Genomic DNA, 20,869 nt, shown 5'->3' with positions numbered 1-20,869 from the left:
TTCGAGAGGGCGATCGGCCCACAAGCCGGCCAGCCGGGCAATGGCGGCGGCCGACTATTTTCCGGCGGCCCTGCGGGCCTTTCCATCGCGAGGCAAAATAGCCGGCCTTAGCCATCGAGCCCTGCGCTTGCGCTCTGGGTGCCCAGCCGTCCGGCCCGTGGGCTTCGTCGCCATGAAGGCCGCGACGGTCGCGGTCCAACCGACGGAGCATCCCATGCGCGATCACGACGACTACGAACCGCACCACGAATCCTCGCCCACCAACCATGTCCTCAACGAACTGCAGCTCCACGGCTATCGCCCCTTCGCCGACGAGCCTGACCAGCGGCTTCTGCCCGACGGCAACCAGGTCGCGGGCGCCGTCGCCGACATCTTCGACGCCCTGATCGGCACCCTGGAGGACACACGCCTCGAACCCGACCTCGACGATCTCCTCTGGTCGATCGTCAACGTCTTCCACCGCGCCACCGACCGGATCGGCCGGGAACTGGACGATAACGAGCAGGCCCAGAAGCGGGCGCAGCGCGAACAGGACGGCAGCGAGGTGAAGTCGGTCGAACTGGAGCACCTGACCGCGGAGGGCATGACGCTGATCGAGCGGCAGAACGCCTTCGAGCTGATGCGCGACCAGGCCGCCGAACACTACGAGCGCAATGTCGGCAAGCCCTGGCTCCCGCGCAGCGGATCGAAGGTCAACCATCGCAATCTGACCTCGGCGATGATCGACAGCCGCGATTTCCTGATGGCGAAGAAGCGCGCCGACCAGGAGGTGCTCCTGCCGCCGGGCCCGAAGATCGTCATCACCGGCGGGCTCGACTATGACGACCACCGGCTGATCTGGGCCAAGCTCGACCAAGTCCACGAGAAGCATCCCGACATGGTACTCATCCATGGCAAGTCGCCGAAAGGCGCCGAGAAGATCGCCTCGCTCTGGGCCAAGAACCGAGATGTGCCGCAGATCGGCTTCGCGCCCGACTGGACGAAGCACGGCCGGGCCGCGCCGTTCAAGCGCAATGACGAGATCCTGGAGATCGTGCCCAAGGGCGTGATGCACTTCCCGGGCACCGGCATCCACGACAACCTCGCCGACAAGGCCAAGAGGCTCGGCATCCCGGTCTGGAAGTTCGGCGGCGCGTGAGCGCCGCCCCTACCAGGCGGGCGCAATACTGGAACGCGGCCGACGGCGTTTCTACTTACCTAGGGAACGGAAGGCGGGGCTTCGATGAGCACAATCACGGACGACGACTACAAAACACATATGGCGCCCATCCTCGCCGAGGGCTTCACGCTCGATCCCCCCGGATTTGAGCGTCTTTCGGCGTGGACGCACATGCTGATGCACCTCGTCAACGCACGAACCAACTTCGAGTGGGTGCGTGACCACCCGGTCGAACTCGGCGAAATGGAAAACTCGCTCCGCCAACAGGCGTTCTTCGTCGCCGGGATCATGGCCTATTGCCGGTGCTATGCGTCCTCTGGCCCCGGCATTCCGATGCTCGACGCCAAAAAGGTCTATGAGGGGTCAGATGACGGAAAGCAGGTCCATGAACGCCTGATCGCGCTTCGCAATTCGATTGCCGCACACACGGACGCATCGGACATCGTCCGCCTCACGCTCGCAGTCAAGGACGAACCCGGACGGCTCATCATCCGACATCTCTGGACGATGGCTGTGCCGGTCAATGAGATCGACGATTTTCTGGAAGCCGTCGCTCACACGGAGCATTTCGTCACGATCAGCCTGAACAAGTACCTGAACCGGCTTGAGAAGGAACAAGGCAAGACGATCGAACTGGACTGAGTGTCTCGCGGCATTGACCGGCTCTGACGCGAAAAGCCGTCCCCGCTTCATTTGCGCTGATCCTTGGTCAGACTGATCGCCTGACGCCATCAACCCATAAAGGGTCGGCTATGCGAGCATGCCGCCGCTGCGGCTACGCCTACGCGGTGATTGCAGCGCTCAGTCCGACACTTCGGGCGCCTGTCAGCGGGGGATGGTCCTCCGCTCGAACAGGAGCCGGATCGATGTCCCTCAACGACGCTCACGCCTTCGCCTTCAGCCTCGCCACCACGCTGATGGCCGCCATCATCATCTTCCAGGCCGGCGACGGCACGCTGTCGGTCACGCCCGCCAGCGAATACGACGGCGACACCGCCGCCATCGTCCATGAGATCGACCCTTTCGCCCCCTGACCGGGGCGACCCGGTCGCAGGAGCGGAAATCGCCGCCGATTTCCGCTCCCGGCACGCGCGCTCCTGCGCTATACTTCAGCCGCGCCGTGGTGGTGGTGGAAGGCGCGACCGTCAGACCTTGTCCACACGGAGGCCACCACCATGATCATCCTCGCAATACTTGCATCCCTCGCGGCGATAGGCCTGCTTTGCTGGCTGCTGTTCACGCTGGCCGTCTTCGCGCTGCCGGCGTTCATCGGCGTGACGGCGGGCGCTTGGGCGCACGGCACGGGCGCCGGCATTCCTGGCGCCATCCTCGTCGGCGCCGTCGCGGCGGCGATCACGCTCGCCGCCGGGCATCTGCTCATTACCTTCGTCCGGCCCATGTGGCTGAAGCTGATCGTGGCCGCGGCCTTCGTCGCGCCGGCGGCGATCGCCGGCTTCCATACCACCCATGGCATCGTGAAGCACCTCATGCCGTCCGACGCGTGGCAGATCATGTTCTCCGTCATCGGCGCGGTCGCGGTCGGCATCACCGCCTTCGTGCGGGTCGCGGGAATGGCGGCGGCTCCGGCCCCGTCCGGCCGGGACCTTTCGCGCGCCTGATCTTCGTCAACGCCGTCAGGAGGATCAGGGCAGCCGTGGTCGTGGTCGTCCCATCGTCTCATGTCGGAGCGATGGGCGCGTGCGGTGCGGATCCACGCTGGCCCGGAAAAGCGGTCCTCGCTGGAGCGCTGCAGGGGCAGACCCATGTCTCGGCGGGGCACCGGACATCCGGCGCGGGGATCTCCGTGGTGGCGGCGGAAGGCCAGGATGCAGCAGCGTCAGCCTGGCGGGAGGAGACGAAGCCGGTGAGCATGTCGTGACGCCGGTTTGCCGATGTAGGACGGCCGCCATCTTCTCCGTTATCTGACCGTGCCTCGACCGCTCCAAACGGCCTCTTCAATGGCCTGATCTGGCCGAAGGCCGGCTGCGCCTCGATCGCCTATGACGCAACAGCCGCGTCAAACTTTCTTCCCCTGCCGGCTGCGCCGCCATTCCTCGCGAGACAAGAAAGCCCCTCCTTGGCTGTCAGGCCCCTTCGGGGTGCGCCGTCGATCGCCTCCGGCCAAGCGATCGCCATCGAGGCCGCAATGGTGCGGGCTCGGGAACGGAAAACGGAGACTTACAATGGCGACCATCGGCACCTTCAAGAAGACCGGCTCGAACGAGTTCACCGGCGACATCGTCACCCTCAGCGTCCAGGCCAAGAATGTGCGCATCGTCCCCGACCAGCGCGCCACCGGCGAGAACGCTCCCAGCCACCGGGTCCTGGTCGGCCGCGCCGAAATCGGCGCCGCCTGGTCCAAGCGCTCCAACGAAGGCCGCGACTATCTGGGCCTCAAGCTAGACGATCCGAGCTTCAACGCCCCGATCTACGCCAACCTCTTCGACGACGAAGGCGAAGACACCTTCTCGCTGATCTGGTCCCGCCCCAACGGGCGGCGCGGCGACTGAGGCCCCGCGCAATGCCCCGGCCGGAAGGCCGGGGCCTTCGGCGCCCAGGGCGACCGAATGAGTTCGCCCGGTGAAGCTGCGGGCATCGGGTCGAAGAGCAGCTTTCGGCTCGCCAAACCAGTCAAGGACGACTATTATAGTCGTTTTCGTGGCGTGCGGAGTCCGAACTGTAGGAGGTGGTCATGCATGATCACCGCCCGACAGTCACGGGCCGCCCGCGCGTTACTTGGTTGGAATCAGGAGACGCTCGCTGACAAGGCCCTGGTATCGTTGACCGCTCTGAAGCGCGTGGAGTCCGAGAACGGGCTCCCCGTGCATGAGTCGACGCGCGACCAGGTCCGCCGAGCGCTTGAGGAGAACGGTATCGTCTTCCTCAACTCCGATCAGGGCGAAGGAGTGATGATTGTTCGGCAAGACCGCCTGCGGCCAGCTCGGCGCGCCTGAACTCAACAATGCCGCATTGCGCCGCCGTTTCTACGCTATCACCGTCGTGCAAACTCCATCCGTTTCGGATATGACGCGGTGGGGACGTTAACTATGAGCGGAAAATCCGACTTTCTCGACCAACCGCCGACGGATACGCGGCTCACTGACTATGACCGCGCGCATCTGGCCACCTACTTGCGCCTGCTTGATGCGGAAAGCGAAGGCGCGCCTTGGGAAGAAGTGGCCAAGATCATCTTCGGCATCGATCCGAAGACCGATCAGTCGCGCGCCGAAGCTGTATACCAAAACCATCTGGCGAGGGCGCATTGGATGACCAACAATGGTTTCCGCGACCTTATACGAGCCAGTTTTCATTAACCTTTTTCATCCCAGTGATGCGGACTTTGCATCACCCGCACACGCCTTCGGGCTTCCCAAATTGCCACTCAACCGAGAATCGTTGGGGCTTGCAGTTCTCGCGTTGAGCGACGCAATGGGAGGCCAAGGATGCCGGAGCAAGGCACATGGCGGATCTCAACCGCCTATGACTATGTAAATGAATTGGACGCTCCGGACCTGGCCTGGGAATTTCTGAGGCGTAATCCCGAGTATCAACAAGACTACAATCGGCTGAAGCAAAGAGGTCTTGGAGAAGATCAGGCCGCTGCAGCTCTCTCGACCAAATGGGGGTTATCCTTTCGCGGCCGACCCCGAACTTCCGGCGCCAGGCGCGAACCCAGCATGGTCGCCGACAGCCGATCCCTGGATGCTGATCCTGCAGGGGCTCCCGACTTGGGTTGCACCTGCACCTGCTGCTGAGGGGGAACCGCTGCCCACATCCCAGGACGTCGCCGATACGCGCATCCGCGTCGGCGAGGAGGTGATGCGCGCGCGCAGTCTCGGCGTGAACGGCGCGCAGCCGCCTGCCGTGGCGATCGTCTTGCTCGACGAGTCCACACCCGATCGGCTCGACGCGCTCGCCCGCTATTGGCGCGGCCTGCGCGCGCCGCCGGCGCCGCCGGACCCGCGCGTAACGCCGCAGCGGCGGCAGCGCCTGCGCCAGATGCTGCGCGCCGTCGATGCCCGACTCGAACAGGAAAGCTATCGCGCCATCGCGACCGTGCTCTTTCCAAGTCACCACATCGAGGCGGCCTCCTGGGCGGGCGACGCGCTCCGCGAGACGACCATCCGTCTCGTCCGTGACGGCATGAAGCTCATCCACGGCGGCTACCGCGATCTTCTGAAACGCGCGCGCAAACCCTAGCCGCACCGGCGCCCGCAAGGGGTGTCGATTATTCCCGCAAATCTTCGACATCGTGGATCGCGCCCGAGCGAGCGACCGTGCGCTGGAACCGCCGCCGACATCCGGCAGCCCCCCAGCACCACACGGAGCTTCGATCATGGCTGAAAGTGCGACTGTCCACGTTCCCCCGCGCTTCTTGCGCACGCCCGAGGCGGCGCGGTTCCTCGGCCTGTCGGGTCGCACGCTGGAGAAGCATCGCACCTACGGCACCGGACCAGCCTTCAAGAAGCTCGGCGGGCGCGTCGTCTATGCGATCGCCGACCTGCAGGCCTGGGCCAATCGCGGCACCAAGAACTCGACCGCCGACACCGACACCGTCCTGCCGGCGAAGCGTCACGAAACGAACGGCGCGGCAGGCAACTCCGCGCCGCAGCGCTGAGCGACCAGCGGATGTCGGCGCGCCATCACAGCAGCGAACGCGAGCAGCTCGATCTCTTCCGGGCGCTGCCCGGCGATCTCGCGCCGCGCGACGCGCAGGACCTGATGGCGTACCCGTTCTTCGCGCTCGGCAAGTCGAAGCGACTGGCGCCGATCAACTTCAAGGCCGGCTCCGTCGTTATCCGTGTGGAGGCCGTTCCCGAACACGGCATGGCCACCATCTGGGACGCCGACGTCCTGATCTGGGCGGCCTCCCAGATCGTCGAGGCGCGAGACGCCGGCCTGCGGCCATCGCGTCTGATGGCGACCACGCCCTACGAAATTCTGCAGTTCATCGGCCGTGGCGTGTCCTTGCGCGACTACGACCGTTTGAAGGCCGCGCTCGACCGTCTCCAGTCGACGACGGTGGCGACGTCGATCCGCCAGCCGACCGAACGGCGGATGCACCGCTTCTCCTGGATCAACGAGTGGAAGGAGCGCGCCGATGCGCGCGGCCGGCCGCTGGGCCTCGAACTGATCGTGCCGGACTGGTTCTACGCCGCCGTTCTCGACGACGCGCTCGTGCTGACCATCGACCGCGACTATTTCGGCCTGACGGGCGGCCTGGAGCGCTGGCTCTATCGCCTGGTGCGCAAGCATGGCGGCAAGCAGGAGTTCGGCTGGAGCTTCGATTTCCCGCATCTCCACGCCAAGTCCGGCTCGCTCTCGCCGCTCAAGCACTTCGCCTACGACCTGCGCGACATCGTCCGCCGCCAACCGCTGCCGGGCTATCGCCTGACCATCGAGCAGTGCCTCGGCGGCCCCGAAATCCTCTCCTTCAAACCGATCGATCCGAACGCGCTCGGCATCCCCCGCCAGCGCCGCCGCTCGACCAAGCGCCCTGGGGATAAGCTGTGAATCGTCTCGTGCTATCAGGGACCGGACCCATCGTGCCATCGAGGACCCGATCCTCGTGCTATCGGGGACCGGAATCGTCGAATCCGCTCGCTGAATCAGCGACTTGCGAGCCCCGTAACTTCTCTAACCTAGATTCCTTCGGAATCTTTCTAACGCAAACCGCATTTTCGCGGCGTGTGGACGAGTCCCCGATCGCCGGGAGGCCGTCATGATCATCGCGCTGCTCAACCAGAAGGGCGGCGTAGGCAAGACGACGATCGCGCTCCATCTTGCCGGCGAATGGGCGAAGCGTGGTCAGCGAGTCACCGTCATCGACGCGGACCCGCAAGGCTCGGCGCTCGACTGGTCGCAGCAGAGGGCGCGGGAAAGCCTGCCTCGGCTCTTCGGCGTCGTCGGCCTGGCGCGCGACACCCTGCATCGCGAGGCCCCAGAGATCGCCCGCGATGTCGACCACGTCATCATCGACGGGCCGCCACGCGTCGCCGGGCTGATGCGCTCGGCGCTGCTTGCCGCCGACCTGGTGCTGATCCCGGTGCAGCCGTCGCCCTTCGACGGTTGGGCCTCAGCCGAGATGCTGTCGCTGCTCGCCGAGGCCCGCATCTACCGCCCGCAGCTCGCGGCGCGCTTCGTCCTCAATCGCTGCGCCGCGCGCACCGTCATCGCCCGCGACACCGCCGAAACGCTCGCCGACCATGACCCGCCGCTGCTCGCGGCGAGGATCGGTCAGCGCGTCGCCTTCGCCGACACCGCGCAGACCGGCCGGCTTGTCGGCGAACTCGATCACGACAGCGCCGCCGCGCGCGAGATCGCCGCGCTGGTCACCGAGATCGGGAGGATCGCGCCATGACCGCGACGCCTCCGAAGCGCGGTTTCGCCACCCGGCCGGGCGATGCGGAGACCTGGATCAGGGCTGCCGACACGCCTGTGCCCCGTGCGCCCGACGCCGCCATCTACACCGCACGGCTGACGATCGACGTTACGCCGGACCAGCGCGCCCGGATCAAGATCGCCGCCTTCCAGCGCGGCATTACCGTCGCCGAGATGCTGCGCCAGCTGCTCGCGCGCGAATTCCCTCAGACTAACGGAGACGCGACATGACCGGCGCCGCCGCCATCCATGCGCGCGGCGTGCCGACACCGGCCGCGCCGCCGCCTCACGACCTGACCGAAGTCGAGCTCACCTGGATCGAGAAGCGCGTTGAGAACTGGATCAGGTTCGGCCGCGAGGTCGGCGAACAGGTCCTCGACCGCCGTCGGCGCGTGCTGCGCTTTGCGCCGGACAGCGTTTTCGGCTTCGTGCGCTGGGCCGCCAACGACTACGGCACCATCGCCTCGCATCTCGACGTGCTACACACGGTTCGCGCCGGCGAGCCGCAGCAGACCGTGCCCTTCGTGCGCCCGGGCGGCGACATCCTGCTGAAGGTCGAAGGCTGGCCGAAGGTCGAGCGCGTGCTGCAGATGATCGATGCGATCGAGGCGATCGGCATCGATCCTGGCGACGTCTCGCCTGATCATTGGCGGCACGTCCACAACAGGATGAGCGCCGGCGAACAGCCGCGATCCTACACGGCCCAGCACCACAAGGCCTTCCTGCTGCGTCGGAGGGCCGGATCATGAGCCGCTTCGGCTACGTCATGGTCACCTACCTCCTGACCATGGGTATGGCGGCCGCCGCCTTCGTCGATTTCCCGAAGAAGCTGATCTGGAACGCGTCGGCGAGCACGCCGATCGGGCTCTACAGCATCGCGCCGGCCGACCGGTTCGAGATCACCGATCTCGTCGCCGTTCGCGCGCCCGAACCGCTCGCCGCCTTCATGGTCGAGCGCGGCTATATCGGCCGCGGCGTGCCCCTGATGAAGCGGGTCGCGGGCATTGCCGGCCAACAGGTCTGCCGCTGCGATCACGCCATCACCGTCGACGGCGTGCCGATGGGCGATGCGCTCGACCGCGATCACCTCGGCCGATCGCTGCCCGTCTGGCAGGGCTGCCGCCGCATCGCCGCGGGCGAGCTTTTCCTGATGAATTGGTTGGTCCGCGACAGCCTCGACGGGCGCTATTTCGGGCCGCTGCCGACCAGCGACGTGATTGGCCGGGCGACGCCGCTCTGGACCGATGAGCACGGCGACGGCCGCTACGTCTGGCGCGCGCCGACCCGCTGAACTGCCGCTTCCAACCCCAACCCAAAGGAGACGACCATGACCCAGATCGGCCAATTCACCCGCACCAAGTCCGGTTATTCCGGCCGGCTCACCGCGCTCGGCATCGACGCCGAACTCGCCTTCGTTCCGGCCGAGCCGTCCGAAGCCGAGAACGCGCCGGAATACCGTGTCCTGCTCGGCGGGGAAGACGGCATCGAGATCGGCGCCGGCTGGAAGCATGTCGGCGAGCGTGCCGGCGACTACGTCTCCGTGCAGCTCGATAGCCCGCTGTTTCCGCGTCCGCTGCGCGCCAACCTCTTCCGTTCGGGCGACGACAATGCCGCCTGGGGTCTGCACTGGTCGCGGCCCGCCAAGCCGCGCACGGAGGACTGATCGGTGCGCGCCCCGCGTCGATCGCAGCATCATCGGGACGGCACGGGGAAGTCCCGTGCCGCCTCCCGGCTGCTCCTCCTTCTCCTTTCCGGCCTGCCGCTCCCCGCCGCGCCCATGTCACCGGTGCAGGCTCAGACCGTGCCGCCGGTACCGGCCGAGACGAGCTCACCACTTGCTGCTTTCGTCGCGGAGGCCTCGCAGCGGTTTGGCATTCCGGTCGCCTGGATTCGCGCGCTCATGCGTGTCGAGAGCGCCAACGATGTGCGCGCCGTCTCGCCCAAGGGCGCGATTGGCCTGATGCAGATCATGCCCGACACCTGGGCCTATCTGCGCGCTCGCTATCGCCTCGGCAGCGATCCGTTCGATCCCCGCGACAACATCATCGCGGGCACGGCCTATATGCGCGAACTCTGCGATCGCTACGGCGCACCCGGCTTTCTCGCGGCCTACAATGCGGGGCCCGGACGGTACGATGACTACCTCGCGAATGGCCGCCCGTTGCCGGCGGAGACGCGCGCCTATGTCGCCCAGCTCGCGCCCCTTATCGGTGGTGAGGCACCTCCGTCCGTCGTCACTGTGGCAGCCACCGACGCGCTGGCGTGGACGCGCGCGCCGCTCTTCATCGGCGCCACTGATCGCGGTCCGGGCGCAGGTCCAGTGCAGGCGGATGTGACATCTCGTGACGGCGACACTGCGCCGCCACCGCGCGATCCTGCAACCGATGCGAACCCGACCGGCGGCCTGTTCGTCTCCCGGCGAGAGCCTGCAGGCTCGCGATGACCGCCCCACCCGTCCATCGCAGCACGGCGAACCCCAGCGCAGATTGGAGGGCGTTGGGAGGGAGAACCGCAAGCACAACCGCACGATGGCAGGATAAAGGGGCGCGATGTGCGCCTTGGTTCGGTTGTGCTTTTTCAAGGGGTTATGCAGCGATTTCGCGAGGTGCGCCTGATCGGCGCAGCCTGCGCATCGGCGCATTTTTCAAGAATATCATCGCGTTGGCGCGATGTGCGGGACGCCGGCGATGACCGACGAGCACGAATTCCGCATCCGGCCAGGCCGTATCCGTTCGACCAGCGCGCAGCGGGCGCGGCCCTTCATCGCCCAGGCGCTGGCGGCCGCCCAGCGCGCCGGCGGTAGCGTCTCCCGGCAAGGGAAGATCGGGTCCGGCGCGCGGTCCCGGTTCGGGCGCGGCCAGCGCGCCTCGATCCAGGCGAACCGCCTCATCACCGCCCGCTCGCGCGGTGCGGTCATCAAGGCGCGGGTCGTCCGTCATGGTGGGCGGTCCGCGCCGCTCTCGACGCATCTCGATTATCTTCGCCGCGACGGCGTTACCCGCGACGGGGAGAAGGCCCGGCTGTTCGGTCCGGGCGGCAACGACGTCGACGCGAAGGGTTTCGCGGAGCGGTCCGAAGATGACCGCCACCATTTCCGCTTCATCGTCTCGCCCGACGACGCGCTGGAAATGTCCGACCTGAAGGGCTTCACCCGTGAGCTGGTCGGCCAGATGGAGAAGGATCTCGGCACGCGGCTCGAATGGGTCGCGGTCGATCACTGGAACACCGAGCATCCGCATGTCCATCTGATCGTGCGCGGCGTGCGCGATGACGGCGAGAACCTGGTCATCTCGCGCGATTATATAAAGGAGGGCATGCGTGATCGGGCGCGCGACCTGATCACCCAGGAGCTGGGGCCGCGCACCGATCAGGAAATCCGGCAGACGCTGGAGCGCCAGGTCGACGCCGATCGCTGGACCAACCTCGATCGCCAGCTCGCCCGTGACGCCTATCGCACCGGCGTCATCGACCTCGCGCCGCATGCCGATCGGCAGCCCGACGAATTCCATGCCTTGAAGGTCGGGCGGCTGCGCAAGCTCGAGGGCCTTGGGCTCGCCGACGAGATTGGTCCGGGACAGTGGACGATCTCGGACAAGGCCGAGGCGACGCTGCGCGAACTCGGCGAGCGCGGCGATATCATCAAGCGCATCCATCACGGCCTGAACGAGCGCGGCATCGAGCGGGGCGCGGCGAGCTATGTGCTGGCGTCCGAAAGCCTCAACGATCCGGTCATCGGCCGCCTGGTCGCCCGCGGCCTCGACGACGAGCTGAAGGGCACGGCCTTCGCCGTCGTCGATGGGGTCGACGGCCGCACTCACCACATCAAGCTGCCCGACCTCGACGCGGCCGGCGACAGCGCCCCGGGTTCGATCGTCGAGCTTCGGAAATTCGATGACGCGCGCGGCCAGCGCCGTGTCGCGATCGCAGTGCGCTCCGACCTCGACATCGAGCGGCAGGTCACCGCGACCGGCGCCACCTGGCTCGACCGGCAGAATATCGCCCGCGAGCCGACGGCGCTCGGCGGCGGTTTCGGCGCCGAGGTGCGCGACGCCATGGACCGGCGGGCTGAGCACCTTGTCGGCCAGGGCCTCGCCGAACGCCAGAAGCGCGGCGTCAGCTTCCAAGCCGGCCTGGTTGACACGCTCCGACGTCGTGAGCTGGAGGCCGTTGCCAAACGCATCGCCGCCGAGACGGGACGGCCGCAGGTCAAACCTGAATCCGGCGAATATGTCACCGGCACCTACCAGCGGCGGCTGACCCTCGCGAGCGGCCGCTTCGCCATGATCGACGACGGGGTCGGCTTCAGCCTCGTGCCCTGGACGCCGTCACTCGAAAAGCAGCTCGGCCGTCACGTCTCCGGCGTCGCCCGAAGCGACGGCGGCGTCGACTGGAGCTTCGGCCGCCAGCGGGGGCTCGGCCTTTGACCACCATCCCAAGCGAAAGGACCCCGCCATGGCCGCCACCAAGATCCTCTGGGGCCAGATCCTCACCGTCTTCGCCATCGTCCTGTTGACGACATGGGCCGCCACGCAATGGACGGCCTACAGACTCGGCTTCCAGCCGCAGCTCGGACCGCCATGGTTCATGCTCGGTCATTGGCCGATCTACTATCCGTGGTCCTTCTTTCCCTGGTGGTACTTCTACGACGCCTATGCGCCGCCGATCTTTGTCGAGGGCGCCTATATCGCGGCGTCCGGCGGCTTCGTGTCGATCGCCGTCGCCATAGGCATGTCGGTGTGGCGGGCACGCGAGGCGAAGAACGCCGAGACCTTCGGCTCGGCGCGCTGGGCCCGCCATGACGAAGTGCGCGGTGCGGGTCTGCTCGGCGAGGACGGCGTGGTGCTCGGCAAGATCGACCACGCCTATCTTCGGCACGACGGACCCGAGCATGTGCTGTGCTTCGCGCCGACCCGATCCGGCAAGGGCGTCGGCCTGGTCGTGCCGTCGCTGCTCACCTGGCCGGGCTCGGCGATCGTCCATGACATCAAGGGCGAAAACTGGACACTGACCGCCGGCTTCCGAGCCTGCCACGGCCGGGTGCTGCTCTTCGATCCGACCAATGCGAGGTCGGCGGCCTACAATCCGCTACTTGAGGTGCGCCGCGGCGAGTGGGAGGTCCGCGACGTGCAGAACATCGCCGACATCCTGGTCGACCCGGAAGGCAGCCTTGAGAAACGGAACCACTGGGAGAAGACCAGTCACGCGCTCCTGGTCGGCGCGATCCTCCATGTCCTCTACGCCGAGGAGGACAAGACGCTGGCCGGCGTCGCCGCCTTCCTCTCCGACCCGAAGCGGCCGATCGAGTCGACCTTGGCGGCGATGATGAAGACCGCCCATCTAGGCGAGGCTGGGCCGCATCCGGTCATCGCGTCGGCTGCGCGCGAGCTGCTCAACAAATCCGACAACGAGCGCTCCGGCGTGCTCTCGACCGCCATGTCGTTCCTCGGCCTCTATCGCGACCCCGTCGTCGCCGAGGTGACGCGCCGCTGCGACTGGCGCATCGCCGACATCGTCGGAGCTCGGCAGCCGACCAGCCTTTACCTTGTAGTGCCGCCGTCGGACATCGCTCGAACCAAGCCGCTCATCCGGCTCATCCTCAACCAGATCGGCCGGCGCCTGGCCGAGGACCTCAACGCCAAAGGCAACCGGCATCGGCTGCTGCTGATGCTCGACGAGTTTCCGGCGCTTGGCCGCCTCGACTTCTTCGAATCCGCGCTCGCCTTCATGGCCGGCTACGGGTTGAAGGCATTCCTGATCGCGCAGTCGCTGAACCAGATCGAGAAGGCCTATGGGCCGAACAACTCGATCCTCGACAACTGCCACGTCCGCGTCAGCTTCGCGACCAACGACGAGCGAACCGCCAAGCGCGTCTCCGATGCGCTCGGCACCGCGACCGAGATGCGCGCCATGCGCAACTATGCCGGCCATCGTCTCTCGCCATGGCTCGGCCACCTGATGGTGTCGCGCTCGGAGACGGCCAGGCCGCTGCTCACGCCCGGCGAGATCATGCAGCTCCCTCCGGCCGACGAGATCGTCATGGTGGCAGGCACCCCTCCGATCCGGGCGAAGAAGGCGCGCTACTACGAGGACCGCCGCTTCAAGGATCGGATCATGGCGCCGCCGGCGCTCACCAGGCCGACGCAGCCGGGAAAGGACGATTGGAGCCGGCTGCCGCTTCCGGCCCCGCCGGCGAGCATCATGTCGGCCAGCGCGGCCGCTGCTACGGACGCCGGAGATGAAGATCCGACGGGATCGGAACGGCGTCACCAGCCCGAGCTGAACCGCGCCACACCCGTCGAAAAGAAGGCGCCGATCGAGAACGAGTTCGAGACCGGACTCGACGATGACGCCGAAGAGGACACGGCCCGGATCAGCCGCGCCAACCAGATCATGCAGGGCGTGGCGCGCCAGGTCTCGCTCGATCCGAACGACGGCATGGAGCTGTGAGGCGCCCATGGCCAATCAGTCGAAGAAACAGCGCCTGTCGGTCTATCTCGAACCCGAGGTGATGAAGGCGCTCGCCGCTCATGCCGCTCGCCGCGATCAGTCGCGGTCGCTGATCGCGGAAGCCGCGATCGCATCCTTCCTGTCGCCGGATGCAGCCGAGCGCCAGGAGGCGGCGACAACGAAACGCCTCGACCAGCTCGACCGGCGCATGACGCGGATGGAGCGCGACCTCGGCATCTCGATCGAGATGCTCGCCGTCTTCGTCCGCTTCTGGCTCACCACCAATCCGCCGCTGCCCGAGCCGGCGCAGGCAGCAGCTCGCGCCCAGGCCGGCGAGCGCTACGACGCCTTCGTCGCAGCGCTCGGGCGCAGACTCGCCAAGGGGCCGAAGCTGCGGCAGGAGATTTCCGAAGAGGTACACCCGCCTCAGCCCGCAGATTGATTTCCTTGCCTGCTTTAGGCCGGCAAAAGGCCCGACGCACGATAGCTGTCGATCAACGCGTCAAACATGGAGATGTCCGAGCGGCTCCTCGCGATGAGCTGTGCGCCGGCGACGGCGGCAAAAATGGCGCGGGCTCGCGACTCGCTCTGATCGCGATCGGCAATACCTGCCGCGGAAAGAACCCTGCTCAGCCAGGCGACATTCACGTCAGCAAAGGTCTGGACTTCCTTTTTCACCGAATCCGGCAAGTCATCGTGCTCGGCAGCCATGAAGCTGCAGAGGCACATCCGGTTGTCGCTTTCCAGCGACTGGCGAAAAATCCCGGGATATCGACGCAAACAACCGAGTGGGTCGGCGTTTTCGGTCAACATAGACTCGAGAACAGCGGCCGTGTCCTCCCAATAACGCTTCGCAACAGCTGCGCCCAGATCGGCTTTGCTCGGGAAGTGATAGTGGATGCTCGCCGCCTTGATACCAACCTGAGCCGCGAGATCACGGAAATTCAAGCCGCTATAGCCATGTGCCTGTGCGGTCGTTCGGGCAACCGCCAAGATGGCTTCCCGAGAGCTTGAACTCATTTCGTCACCTTTCAACCGCCGCCACCTATCAAGTGACAGATAGGCATTGACCGGGCAAATGTGAAGGCCCTATAACTTGTCTATCAAGTGGCAGGTAGAGAAAGGCCCCCCCCATGAAGATTTACGACTGGCCCACTGGCCCTTATCCGGCGCGCGTCCGGATCGCCCTCGGCGAAAAAAGCCTGCAATCGCAGGTCCAGTTTGTGACGATCGATTTATGGAAGGGCGAACACAAGCAGCCCGAGTTCCTCGCCAAGAACTACTCGGGCACGTTGCCGGTGCTCGAACTCGACGACGGCACCTTCATCGCGGAATGCACGGCCATTACTGAATATTTGGACGCGCTCGATGGCGCTCCGATACTCACCGGCAGGACAGCACGCGAGAAGGGCGTAATCCACATGATGAGCAAGCGTGCCGAACTCGAGCTGCTTGATGCGGTCAGCGTCTACTTCCACCACGCTACGCCTGGGCTTGGGCCCGACGTTGAGCTCTACCAGAACCCGGAGTGGGGATTTCGCCAACGCGACAAGGCCGTGAGGGGCATGCGCTACTTCGACGGTGTTCTCCGAAGACAGCCGTTTGTCGCCGGTGAATACTTCTCAATGGCCGACATCACGGTCATAGGCGGCCTGATCTTTGCGGAACTTGTGGAATTGCCGGTACCGGCCGAATGCGATGCTCTCCTCTCTTGGTACGCAAGGATGCAGGAGCGTTCCAGCGTCAAGAACCGGCTGGCGATATCAGAACCAGCCGCCGCACTCGCCTGAAGCCATTGTCATCCCTGCCCCCAGGAGATGCTCCGCTCCTGTGGGCTCATGACGCGTTACCTGCAAACGGCGATAAAAGGGACGGACATCGACCCCGCGCGCGACGCGCAATAAGCATCGAATGCGGCAACTCAAGTAATCGTCGGTTCCGCCGAACACCTGTCTTTGTACGCTAGGCTACTACTACCCCACGACACCTGTTGCGAAGAGCCGATCTCCTGTTCTCTTAATCATCCCCGATCCAGGGACGGCCTGACGCGGTCCCGCAAAGAACGGGGACAACGTGGCCGGTTCTTCCGAAAAATCTGAGGCGATACTTCGCGGGGCCCGCATGCTGCGGACCGCCCTCGGCCCTGCGATCGCCGGATTCCTCGGGGACGCCAGCGTAGTCGAGGTGATGCTCAACCCCGACGGCCGTCTCTGGGTCGACCGACTCTCCGAAGGCTTGTCGGACACGGGCGAGCGGCTCTCGGCGGCCGACGGGGAGCGCATCGTGCGCCTGGTCGCCCACCATGTCGGCGCCGAGGTCCATGCCGGCAATCCGCGGGTCTCGGCCGAGCTGCCGGAAACCGGGGAGCGGTTCGAGGGGCTTCTGCCGCCAGTGGTGGCGGCGCCGGCTTTCGCGATCCGCAAGCCCGCCGTCGCTGTCTTCACGCTGCAGGACTATGTCGCCGCCGGCACCATGACCGCCGAGCAGGCCGAGATCCTGCGCCAGGCCGTCGCCGATCGCCGCAACATTCTCGTGGCCGGGGGCACCTCGACCGGCAAGACGACGCTCACCAACGCGCTGCTCGCCGAGGTCTCGAAGACCTCCGACCGCGTGGTGCTCATCGAGGACACCCGCGAGCTGCAATGCGCCGCGCCGAACCTCGTCGCCATGCGCACGAAGGACGGCGTCGCCACGCTCTCCGATCTCGTCCGCTCCTCGCTGCGCCTTCGTCCCGACCGCATCCCGATCGGCGAGGTACGCGGCGCCGAGGCACTCGACCTGCTCAAGGCCTGGGGCACCGGACACCCCGGCGGGATCGGCACCATCCACGCCGGCACCGCGCTCGGCGCACTGCGCCGCCTCGAGCAGCTCATCCAGGAAGCCGTCGTCACCGTCCCGCGCGCCCTGATCGCCGAGACGATCGATCTCGTCGCCGTCCTCTCGGGCCGCGGCTCGAACCGGCGCCTGGCCGAACTCGGCCGCGTCGAAGGGCTCAGCCCCGACGGCGACTACCGCGTCCGCCCCGCAACCCAGCCCCCCGAAGGAGAACCCGCATGATCCGCCGTGCCCTGCATTTTCGTCGCCATGTCGCGACAACCGCGCCCGTCCTCCTGGCCAGTGTCCTGCTGGCCCCGGCCGCCCACGCTTCCGGCTCCTCGATGCCGTGGGAGGCGCCGCTGCAATCGATCCTCGAATCCATCGAGGGACCGGTCGCAAAGATCATCGCGGTGATCATCATCATCGTCACCGGCCTGACACTCGCCTTCGGCGACACCTCGGGCGGCTTCCGTCGCCTGATCCAGATCGTCTTCGGCCTGTCGATCGCCTTCGCAGCGTCGAGCTTCTTCCTGTCGTTCTTCTCGTTCGGCGGCGGGGCGCTCGTCTGATGGCGGGCCTGATCGAGAGCGGCGGCGACGTCCCGGGCTACACCGTCCCGGTCCATCGGGCACTGACCGAGCACATCCTGCTCGGCGGCGCACCTCGCGCCATAGCCATCCTCAACGGCACGCTCGCCGCCGCTCTCGGTCTCGGTCTTCGCCTCTGGCTGGTCGGTCTCGGTCTCTGGGCCATCGGCCATTTCGCCGCCGTCTGGGCCGCCAAGCGCGACCCGCAGTTCGTCGACGTCGGCCGCCGGCACCTCCGCATCCCCGGTCACCTGAACGTCTGAGGCGCACCCCATGATGAACCTCGCCGAGTATCGCCGCACCTCGACCCGGCTCGCGGATTTCCTGCCCTGGGCGGCGCTCGTCGCTCCTGGCGTCGTCCTCAACAAGGACGGCTCGTTCCAACGCAGCGCGCGTTTCCGCGGCCCCGATCTCGATTCCGCGGTGCAGGCGGAGCTGGTCGCCGTCGCGGGCCGCCTCAACAGCGCCTTCCGCCGCCTCGGGAGCGGCTGGGCGATCTTCGTCGAGGCGCAACGCCATGCCGTTGGCGCTTATCCAGCGAGCCGCTTTCCCGATCCGGCCTCGGCGATGGTCGATGCCGAGCGCAAGGCTGACTTCGAGGAGGACGCGGTTCACTACGAGTCGAGCTACTTCCTGACCTTCACCTTCCTGCCGCCGGCCGAGGATGCCGCGCGCGCCGAGAGCTGGCTTTACGAAGGCAAGGCCGAGCGCGGTGTCGACGCCTGGGAGGCTCTTCGCGGCTTCGTCGACCGTACCGATCGCATTCTGCAGCTCGTCGAAGCCTTCATGCCGGAATGCGCGTGGCTCGATGATGTCGAGACGCTGACCTATCTGCACTCGACCGTCTCGACGAAGCGCTACCGCGTGCGCGTTCCCGAGACGCCGATGTATCTCGACGCGCTGGTCGCCGATCAGCCGCTCACCGGAGGGCTGGAGCCGCGTCTTGCCGACGCGCATCTGCGCATTCTGACGATCGTCGGATTTCCGACCGCGACGACGCCCGGCATCCTCGACGATCTCAACCGGCTCGCCTTTCCGTATCGCTGGTCGACCCGGGCGATCCTGCTCGACAAGACCGACGCGACCAAACTGCTAACCAAGATCCGCCGGCAGTGGTTCTCCAAGCGCAAGTCGATCGCCGCGATCCTCAAGGAGGTGATGACCAACGAGGCGAGCGCCCTGGTCGATACCGACGCCGCCAACAAGGCCGCCGATGCCGATCTGGCGCTGCAGGAACTCGGCGCCGACTATGCCGGCCAAGCCTATGTCACCGCGACGATCGCCGTCTGGGACAACGATCCCCGCGTCGCGTCCGAGAAGCTCCGTCTGGTCGAGAAAGTGATCCAGGGCCGCGACTTCACCGCGATGCCCGAGACGATCAACGCGGCTGACGCCTGGCTCGGATCGCTGCCGGGCCACGTCTACGCCAATGTCCGTCAGCCGCCGATCTCGACGCTCAATCTCGCCCACATGATCCCGCTTTCGGCGGTGTGGGCGGGGCCGGAACGGGATGAGCACTTTGGTGCGCCCCCCTTGCTGTACGGCAAGACCGAAGGGTCCACCCCGTTCCGGTTCTCCATTCACGTCGGCGACGTCGGCCACACCCTGGTGGTCGGCCCGACCGGCGCGGGCAAGTCGGTGCTGCTGGCGCTGATGGCACTGCAGTTTCGCCGCTACGCCGGCGCCCAGGTCTTCGCCTTCGACTTCGGCGGCTCGATCCGCGCCGCCGCCATCGCTATGGGCGGCGACTGGCACGATCTCGGCGGCGGCCTGACCGAGGGCTCGGCCGACAGCGTCGCGCTTCAGCCGCTGTCGCGGATCGACGAGGCGGCAGAGCGTGCCTGGGCCGCCGACTGGATCGTCGCGATTCTGATGCGCGAGAGCATCCAGGTGACGCCCGAGGTCAAAGAACTGATCTGGACCGCGTTGTCGTCGCTGGCGAGCGCGCCGATCGGCGAACGGACCCTGACGGGCCTGTCGGTGCTGCTGCAGTCGAACGACCTGAAGCAGGCGCTGCGGCCATATTGCGTCGGCGGACCCTATGGCCGGCTGCTCGACGCCGAGAGTGAGCATCTCGGCGTCGCCACCGTGCAGGCCTTCGAGACGGAAGGCTTGATCGGGACGGCCGCGGCTCCGGCGGTCCTCTCCTATCTCTTCCACCGCATCGAGGACCGGCTGAACGGTGAGCCCACCCTGATCATCGTCGACGAAGGCTGGCTTGCCCTCGACGACGAGGGCTTTGCCGGCCAGCTCCGCGAGTGGCTGAAGACGCTGCGCAAGAAGAACGCTAGCGTCGTGTTCGCCACCCAGTCGCTCTCCGACATCGACGGCTCGGCGATCGCGCCCGCCATCATCGAGAGCTGCCAGACCCGGCTCCTGCTGCCGAACGAACGGGCGATCGAGCCGCAGATCACAGCGATCTACCGCCGCTTCGGCCTCAACGACCGGCAGATCGAGATCCTCGCCAGGGCCATGCCCAAGCGGGACTATTATTGCCAGAGCCGCCGCGGCAATCGCCTCTTCGAGCTGGGCCTCGCCGACGTCGCGCTCGCGCTCTGCGCGGCGTCCTCCAAGACCGACCAGGCCGCCATCGACCGCATCGTCACCGAGCACGGGCGCGAAGGCTTCCTCGCGGCGTGGCTGCGCCATCGAGGCGTCGACTGGGCGGCCGACCTCATCCCCAACCTCACCAACCTGGAGAGCCAGCCATGAAACTGCGTGTCCCCCGCGCGGCGTTCGCCGCCGCCATTCTCGCCGCGCCGCTATCAATATCGCCGGTGCTGATTCCGCCGGCCTCGGCTCAATGGATTGTCTACGATCCCACCAACTACGCCCAAAACCTGCTGTCGGCGACCCGCGCGCTGCAGCAGATCAACAACCAGATCACGTCGCTTCAGAATGAAGCGACGATGCTGATCAACCAGGCGCGCAACCTCACGAGCCTGCCGTTCTCTTCGCTCCAGCAGCTTCAGCAGTCAGTTCAGCGGACCCAGCAGCTCCTCGGCGAGGCGCAGCGCATCGCCTACAACGTCCAGAACATCGACCAGGCCTTCCGCACCAACTACAGCGCCGGAAGCGCTTCGATGAGCGCGTCCGACCAGCAACTCGTCGCCCAGGCGAAGGAACGCTGGAACAACACGGTCTCGGGCCTCCAGGACGCGATGCGCGTCCAGGCCGGTGTCGTCGGCAACATCGACACCAACCGCACGCAGACGTCGGCGCTCGTCGGCCAGAGTCAGGGCGCGACCGGCGCCTTGCAGGCGGCGCAGGCCGGCAATCAGCTTCTCGCGCTTCAGGCCCAGCAGCTCGCCGATCTCACCGCCGTCGTCTCCGCCAATGGCCGCGCCCAGGCGCTCGCCGAGGCCGAGCGGTCGGCGGCCGCCGAACAGGGCCGCGAGCAGCGCCGCCGTTTCCTGACGCCGGGCGCCGGCTACCAGCCCGGCAACGCGCAGATGTTCCCAGGCAGCAACTGAGGGCG

At 66.6% G+C, this 20,869-nt stretch carries 26 protein-coding genes; 25 read left to right on the top strand and 1 reads right to left on the bottom strand.

The window, feature by feature from the left end:
• Positions 1-214: 214 nt before the first annotated feature.
• The 19 genes from PMI41_RS12150 (at position 215) to PMI41_RS12055 (ending at position 14,429) form a co-directional block, all read left to right on the top strand.
• Entirely contained in the window at positions 215-1,138 is a 924-nt protein-coding gene (locus PMI41_RS12150) for a DUF2493 domain-containing protein (protein ID WP_008125150.1), read from the top strand.
• A gap of 84 nt (positions 1,139-1,222) precedes the next feature.
• Positions 1,223-1,801 (top strand): hypothetical protein, encoded by a 579-nt coding sequence (locus PMI41_RS12145; protein WP_008125148.1) that lies wholly within the window; start codon positions 1,223-1,225, stop codon positions 1,799-1,801.
• Between the two features lie 224 nt (positions 1,802-2,025).
• On the top strand, positions 2,026-2,193 hold the full coding sequence (locus PMI41_RS25245) for a hypothetical protein (protein ID WP_008125146.1): 168 nt from the start codon (positions 2,026-2,028) through the stop codon (positions 2,191-2,193).
• 141 nt (positions 2,194-2,334) lie between these two features.
• Complete coding sequence (locus PMI41_RS12140) at positions 2,335-2,778, top strand: hypothetical protein (RefSeq protein ID WP_008125145.1); 444 nt, start codon at positions 2,335-2,337, stop codon at positions 2,776-2,778.
• A 564-nt stretch (positions 2,779-3,342) separates the two neighbouring features.
• Positions 3,343-3,669 (top strand): DUF736 domain-containing protein, encoded by a 327-nt coding sequence (locus PMI41_RS12125; protein WP_008125143.1) that lies wholly within the window; start codon positions 3,343-3,345, stop codon positions 3,667-3,669.
• Between the two features lie 186 nt (positions 3,670-3,855).
• Positions 3,856-4,113, top strand: a complete 258-nt coding sequence (locus PMI41_RS12120; protein ID WP_008125141.1) for a hypothetical protein — start codon at positions 3,856-3,858, stop codon at positions 4,111-4,113.
• A 93-nt stretch (positions 4,114-4,206) separates the two neighbouring features.
• Positions 4,207-4,473, top strand: coding sequence for a DUF2285 domain-containing protein (locus tag PMI41_RS12115; protein ID WP_008125138.1), 267 nt, complete (start codon positions 4,207-4,209; stop codon positions 4,471-4,473).
• Between the two features lie 388 nt (positions 4,474-4,861).
• Positions 4,862-5,359 carry a DUF2285 domain-containing protein gene (locus PMI41_RS12110; RefSeq protein ID WP_008125135.1) on the top strand — a complete coding sequence of 166 codons (498 nt, stop codon included), beginning with the start codon at positions 4,862-4,864 and terminating at the stop codon, positions 5,357-5,359.
• Positions 5,360-5,495: 136 nt separating this feature from the next.
• Complete coding sequence (locus PMI41_RS12105; protein ID WP_008125131.1) at positions 5,496-5,777, top strand: helix-turn-helix domain-containing protein; 282 nt, start codon at positions 5,496-5,498, stop codon at positions 5,775-5,777.
• 11 nt (positions 5,778-5,788) lie between these two features.
• Positions 5,789-6,673 carry a replication initiator protein A gene (locus tag PMI41_RS12100; protein ID WP_040854668.1) on the top strand — a complete coding sequence of 295 codons (885 nt, stop codon included), beginning with the start codon at positions 5,789-5,791 and terminating at the stop codon, positions 6,671-6,673.
• Between the two features lie 208 nt (positions 6,674-6,881).
• Positions 6,882-7,520 carry a ParA family partition ATPase gene (gene parA / locus PMI41_RS12095; protein WP_008125128.1) on the top strand — a complete coding sequence of 213 codons (639 nt, stop codon included), beginning with the start codon at positions 6,882-6,884 and terminating at the stop codon, positions 7,518-7,520.
• Positions 7,517-7,771, top strand: a complete 255-nt coding sequence (locus PMI41_RS12090; RefSeq protein ID WP_008125126.1) for a hypothetical protein — start codon at positions 7,517-7,519, stop codon at positions 7,769-7,771. Before parA ends, PMI41_RS12090 begins: the two co-directional genes overlap by 4 nt.
• Complete coding sequence (locus tag PMI41_RS12085) at positions 7,768-8,289, top strand: DUF2840 domain-containing protein (protein ID WP_008125123.1); 522 nt, start codon at positions 7,768-7,770, stop codon at positions 8,287-8,289. Before PMI41_RS12090 ends, PMI41_RS12085 begins: the two co-directional genes overlap by 4 nt.
• On the top strand, positions 8,286-8,831 hold the full coding sequence (locus tag PMI41_RS12080) for a S26 family signal peptidase (protein ID WP_008125121.1): 546 nt from the start codon (positions 8,286-8,288) through the stop codon (positions 8,829-8,831). Before PMI41_RS12085 ends, PMI41_RS12080 begins: the two co-directional genes overlap by 4 nt.
• Positions 8,832-8,867: 36 nt before the next feature.
• Positions 8,868-9,203, top strand: coding sequence for a DUF736 domain-containing protein (locus tag PMI41_RS12075; RefSeq protein ID WP_008125119.1), 336 nt, complete (start codon positions 8,868-8,870; stop codon positions 9,201-9,203).
• Positions 9,204-9,317: 114 nt separating this feature from the next.
• Positions 9,318-9,983, top strand: a complete 666-nt coding sequence (locus PMI41_RS12070) for a lytic transglycosylase domain-containing protein (RefSeq protein WP_086003525.1) — start codon at positions 9,318-9,320, stop codon at positions 9,981-9,983.
• Positions 9,984-10,227: 244 nt separating this feature from the next.
• Positions 10,228-11,964 carry a VirD2 family relaxase/mobilization nuclease gene (locus PMI41_RS12065; RefSeq protein ID WP_008125115.1) on the top strand — a complete coding sequence of 579 codons (1,737 nt, stop codon included), beginning with the start codon at positions 10,228-10,230 and terminating at the stop codon, positions 11,962-11,964.
• Positions 11,965-11,992: 28 nt separating this feature from the next.
• A complete protein-coding gene (locus PMI41_RS12060; protein ID WP_008125113.1) occupies positions 11,993-13,987 on the top strand; it encodes a conjugal transfer protein TraG in 1,995 nt (664 codons plus the stop codon).
• Between the two features lie 7 nt (positions 13,988-13,994).
• A complete protein-coding gene (locus PMI41_RS12055) occupies positions 13,995-14,429 on the top strand; it encodes a ribbon-helix-helix domain-containing protein (protein WP_008125110.1) in 435 nt (144 codons plus the stop codon).
• A 14-nt stretch (positions 14,430-14,443) separates the two neighbouring features.
• Here PMI41_RS12055 and PMI41_RS12050 read toward each other — a convergent pair whose 3' ends face one another.
• A complete protein-coding gene (locus tag PMI41_RS12050; RefSeq protein ID WP_008125109.1) occupies positions 14,444-15,007 on the bottom strand; it encodes a TetR/AcrR family transcriptional regulator in 564 nt (187 codons plus the stop codon).
• Between the two features lie 113 nt (positions 15,008-15,120).
• On the opposite strand from PMI41_RS12050, the gene PMI41_RS12045 reads away from it, so the two are divergent.
• The 6 genes from PMI41_RS12045 to trbJ all read left to right on the top strand — a co-directional run bounded on the left by PMI41_RS12045 (position 15,121) and on the right by trbJ (position 20,864).
• Positions 15,121-15,777 carry a glutathione S-transferase gene (locus PMI41_RS12045; protein ID WP_008125108.1) on the top strand — a complete coding sequence of 219 codons (657 nt, stop codon included), beginning with the start codon at positions 15,121-15,123 and terminating at the stop codon, positions 15,775-15,777.
• 283 nt (positions 15,778-16,060) lie between these two features.
• On the top strand, positions 16,061-17,044 hold the full coding sequence (gene trbB, locus PMI41_RS12040) for a P-type conjugative transfer ATPase TrbB (protein ID WP_008125107.1): 984 nt from the start codon (positions 16,061-16,063) through the stop codon (positions 17,042-17,044).
• Positions 17,041-17,373, top strand: coding sequence for a TrbC/VirB2 family protein (locus PMI41_RS12035; protein WP_008125106.1), 333 nt, complete (start codon positions 17,041-17,043; stop codon positions 17,371-17,373). Before trbB ends, PMI41_RS12035 begins: the two co-directional genes overlap by 4 nt.
• Positions 17,373-17,654 (top strand): VirB3 family type IV secretion system protein, encoded by a 282-nt coding sequence (locus PMI41_RS12030; protein ID WP_008125099.1) that lies wholly within the window; start codon positions 17,373-17,375, stop codon positions 17,652-17,654. The genes PMI41_RS12035 and PMI41_RS12030 overlap by 1 nt, the downstream gene beginning before the upstream one ends.
• 10 nt (positions 17,655-17,664) lie before the next feature.
• On the top strand, positions 17,665-20,103 hold the full coding sequence (gene trbE, locus PMI41_RS12025; RefSeq protein ID WP_008125098.1) for a conjugal transfer protein TrbE: 2,439 nt from the start codon (positions 17,665-17,667) through the stop codon (positions 20,101-20,103).
• Entirely contained in the window at positions 20,100-20,864 is a 765-nt protein-coding gene (trbJ, locus tag PMI41_RS12020; RefSeq protein ID WP_008125097.1) for a P-type conjugative transfer protein TrbJ, read from the top strand. The genes trbE and trbJ overlap by 4 nt, the downstream gene beginning before the upstream one ends.
• Positions 20,865-20,869 lie beyond the last annotated feature (5 nt).

It is taken from the genome of Phyllobacterium sp. YR531 (assembly GCF_000282595.1).
Taxonomy (GTDB): Bacteria; Pseudomonadota; Alphaproteobacteria; order Rhizobiales; family Rhizobiaceae; genus Phyllobacterium.
The sequence above is the reverse complement of the archived record's forward strand: the minus strand, read 5'-3'. Positions and strand labels throughout refer to the sequence as shown.

Excerpts from the sequence above, each read along its gene's own strand:
- PMI41_RS12150 (WP_008125150.1), top strand. The coding sequence starts at position 215 with ATGCGCGATCACGACGACTACGAACCGCACCACGAATCCTCGCCCACC.
- PMI41_RS12145 (WP_008125148.1), top strand. The coding sequence starts at position 1,223 with ATGAGCACAATCACGGACGACGACTACAAAACACATATGGCGCCCATC.
- PMI41_RS25245 (WP_008125146.1), top strand. The coding sequence starts at position 2,026 with ATGTCCCTCAACGACGCTCACGCCTTCGCCTTCAGCCTCGCCACCACG.
- PMI41_RS12140 (WP_008125145.1), top strand. The coding sequence starts at position 2,335 with ATGATCATCCTCGCAATACTTGCATCCCTCGCGGCGATAGGCCTGCTT.
- PMI41_RS12125 (WP_008125143.1), top strand. The coding sequence starts at position 3,343 with ATGGCGACCATCGGCACCTTCAAGAAGACCGGCTCGAACGAGTTCACC.
- PMI41_RS12120 (WP_008125141.1), top strand. The coding sequence starts at position 3,856 with ATGATCACCGCCCGACAGTCACGGGCCGCCCGCGCGTTACTTGGTTGG.
- PMI41_RS12115 (WP_008125138.1), top strand. The coding sequence starts at position 4,207 with ATGAGCGGAAAATCCGACTTTCTCGACCAACCGCCGACGGATACGCGG.
- PMI41_RS12110 (WP_008125135.1), top strand. The coding sequence starts at position 4,862 with ATGCTGATCCTGCAGGGGCTCCCGACTTGGGTTGCACCTGCACCTGCT.
- PMI41_RS12105 (WP_008125131.1), top strand. The coding sequence starts at position 5,496 with ATGGCTGAAAGTGCGACTGTCCACGTTCCCCCGCGCTTCTTGCGCACG.
- PMI41_RS12100 (WP_040854668.1), top strand. The coding sequence starts at position 5,789 with ATGTCGGCGCGCCATCACAGCAGCGAACGCGAGCAGCTCGATCTCTTC.
- parA (WP_008125128.1), top strand. The coding sequence starts at position 6,882 with ATGATCATCGCGCTGCTCAACCAGAAGGGCGGCGTAGGCAAGACGACG.
- PMI41_RS12090 (WP_008125126.1), top strand. The coding sequence starts at position 7,517 with ATGACCGCGACGCCTCCGAAGCGCGGTTTCGCCACCCGGCCGGGCGAT.
- PMI41_RS12085 (WP_008125123.1), top strand. The coding sequence starts at position 7,768 with ATGACCGGCGCCGCCGCCATCCATGCGCGCGGCGTGCCGACACCGGCC.
- PMI41_RS12080 (WP_008125121.1), top strand. The coding sequence starts at position 8,286 with ATGAGCCGCTTCGGCTACGTCATGGTCACCTACCTCCTGACCATGGGT.
- PMI41_RS12075 (WP_008125119.1), top strand. The coding sequence starts at position 8,868 with ATGACCCAGATCGGCCAATTCACCCGCACCAAGTCCGGTTATTCCGGC.
- PMI41_RS12070 (WP_086003525.1), top strand. The coding sequence starts at position 9,318 with ATGTCACCGGTGCAGGCTCAGACCGTGCCGCCGGTACCGGCCGAGACG.
- PMI41_RS12065 (WP_008125115.1), top strand. The coding sequence starts at position 10,228 with ATGACCGACGAGCACGAATTCCGCATCCGGCCAGGCCGTATCCGTTCG.
- PMI41_RS12060 (WP_008125113.1), top strand. The coding sequence starts at position 11,993 with ATGGCCGCCACCAAGATCCTCTGGGGCCAGATCCTCACCGTCTTCGCC.
- PMI41_RS12055 (WP_008125110.1), top strand. The coding sequence starts at position 13,995 with ATGGCCAATCAGTCGAAGAAACAGCGCCTGTCGGTCTATCTCGAACCC.
- PMI41_RS12050 (WP_008125109.1), bottom strand. The coding sequence starts at position 15,007 with ATGAGTTCAAGCTCTCGGGAAGCCATCTTGGCGGTTGCCCGAACGACC.
- PMI41_RS12045 (WP_008125108.1), top strand. The coding sequence starts at position 15,121 with ATGAAGATTTACGACTGGCCCACTGGCCCTTATCCGGCGCGCGTCCGG.
- PMI41_RS12035 (WP_008125106.1), top strand. The coding sequence starts at position 17,041 with ATGATCCGCCGTGCCCTGCATTTTCGTCGCCATGTCGCGACAACCGCG.
- PMI41_RS12030 (WP_008125099.1), top strand. The coding sequence starts at position 17,373 with ATGGCGGGCCTGATCGAGAGCGGCGGCGACGTCCCGGGCTACACCGTC.
- trbE (WP_008125098.1), top strand. The coding sequence starts at position 17,665 with ATGATGAACCTCGCCGAGTATCGCCGCACCTCGACCCGGCTCGCGGAT.
- trbJ (WP_008125097.1), top strand. The coding sequence starts at position 20,100 with ATGAAACTGCGTGTCCCCCGCGCGGCGTTCGCCGCCGCCATTCTCGCC.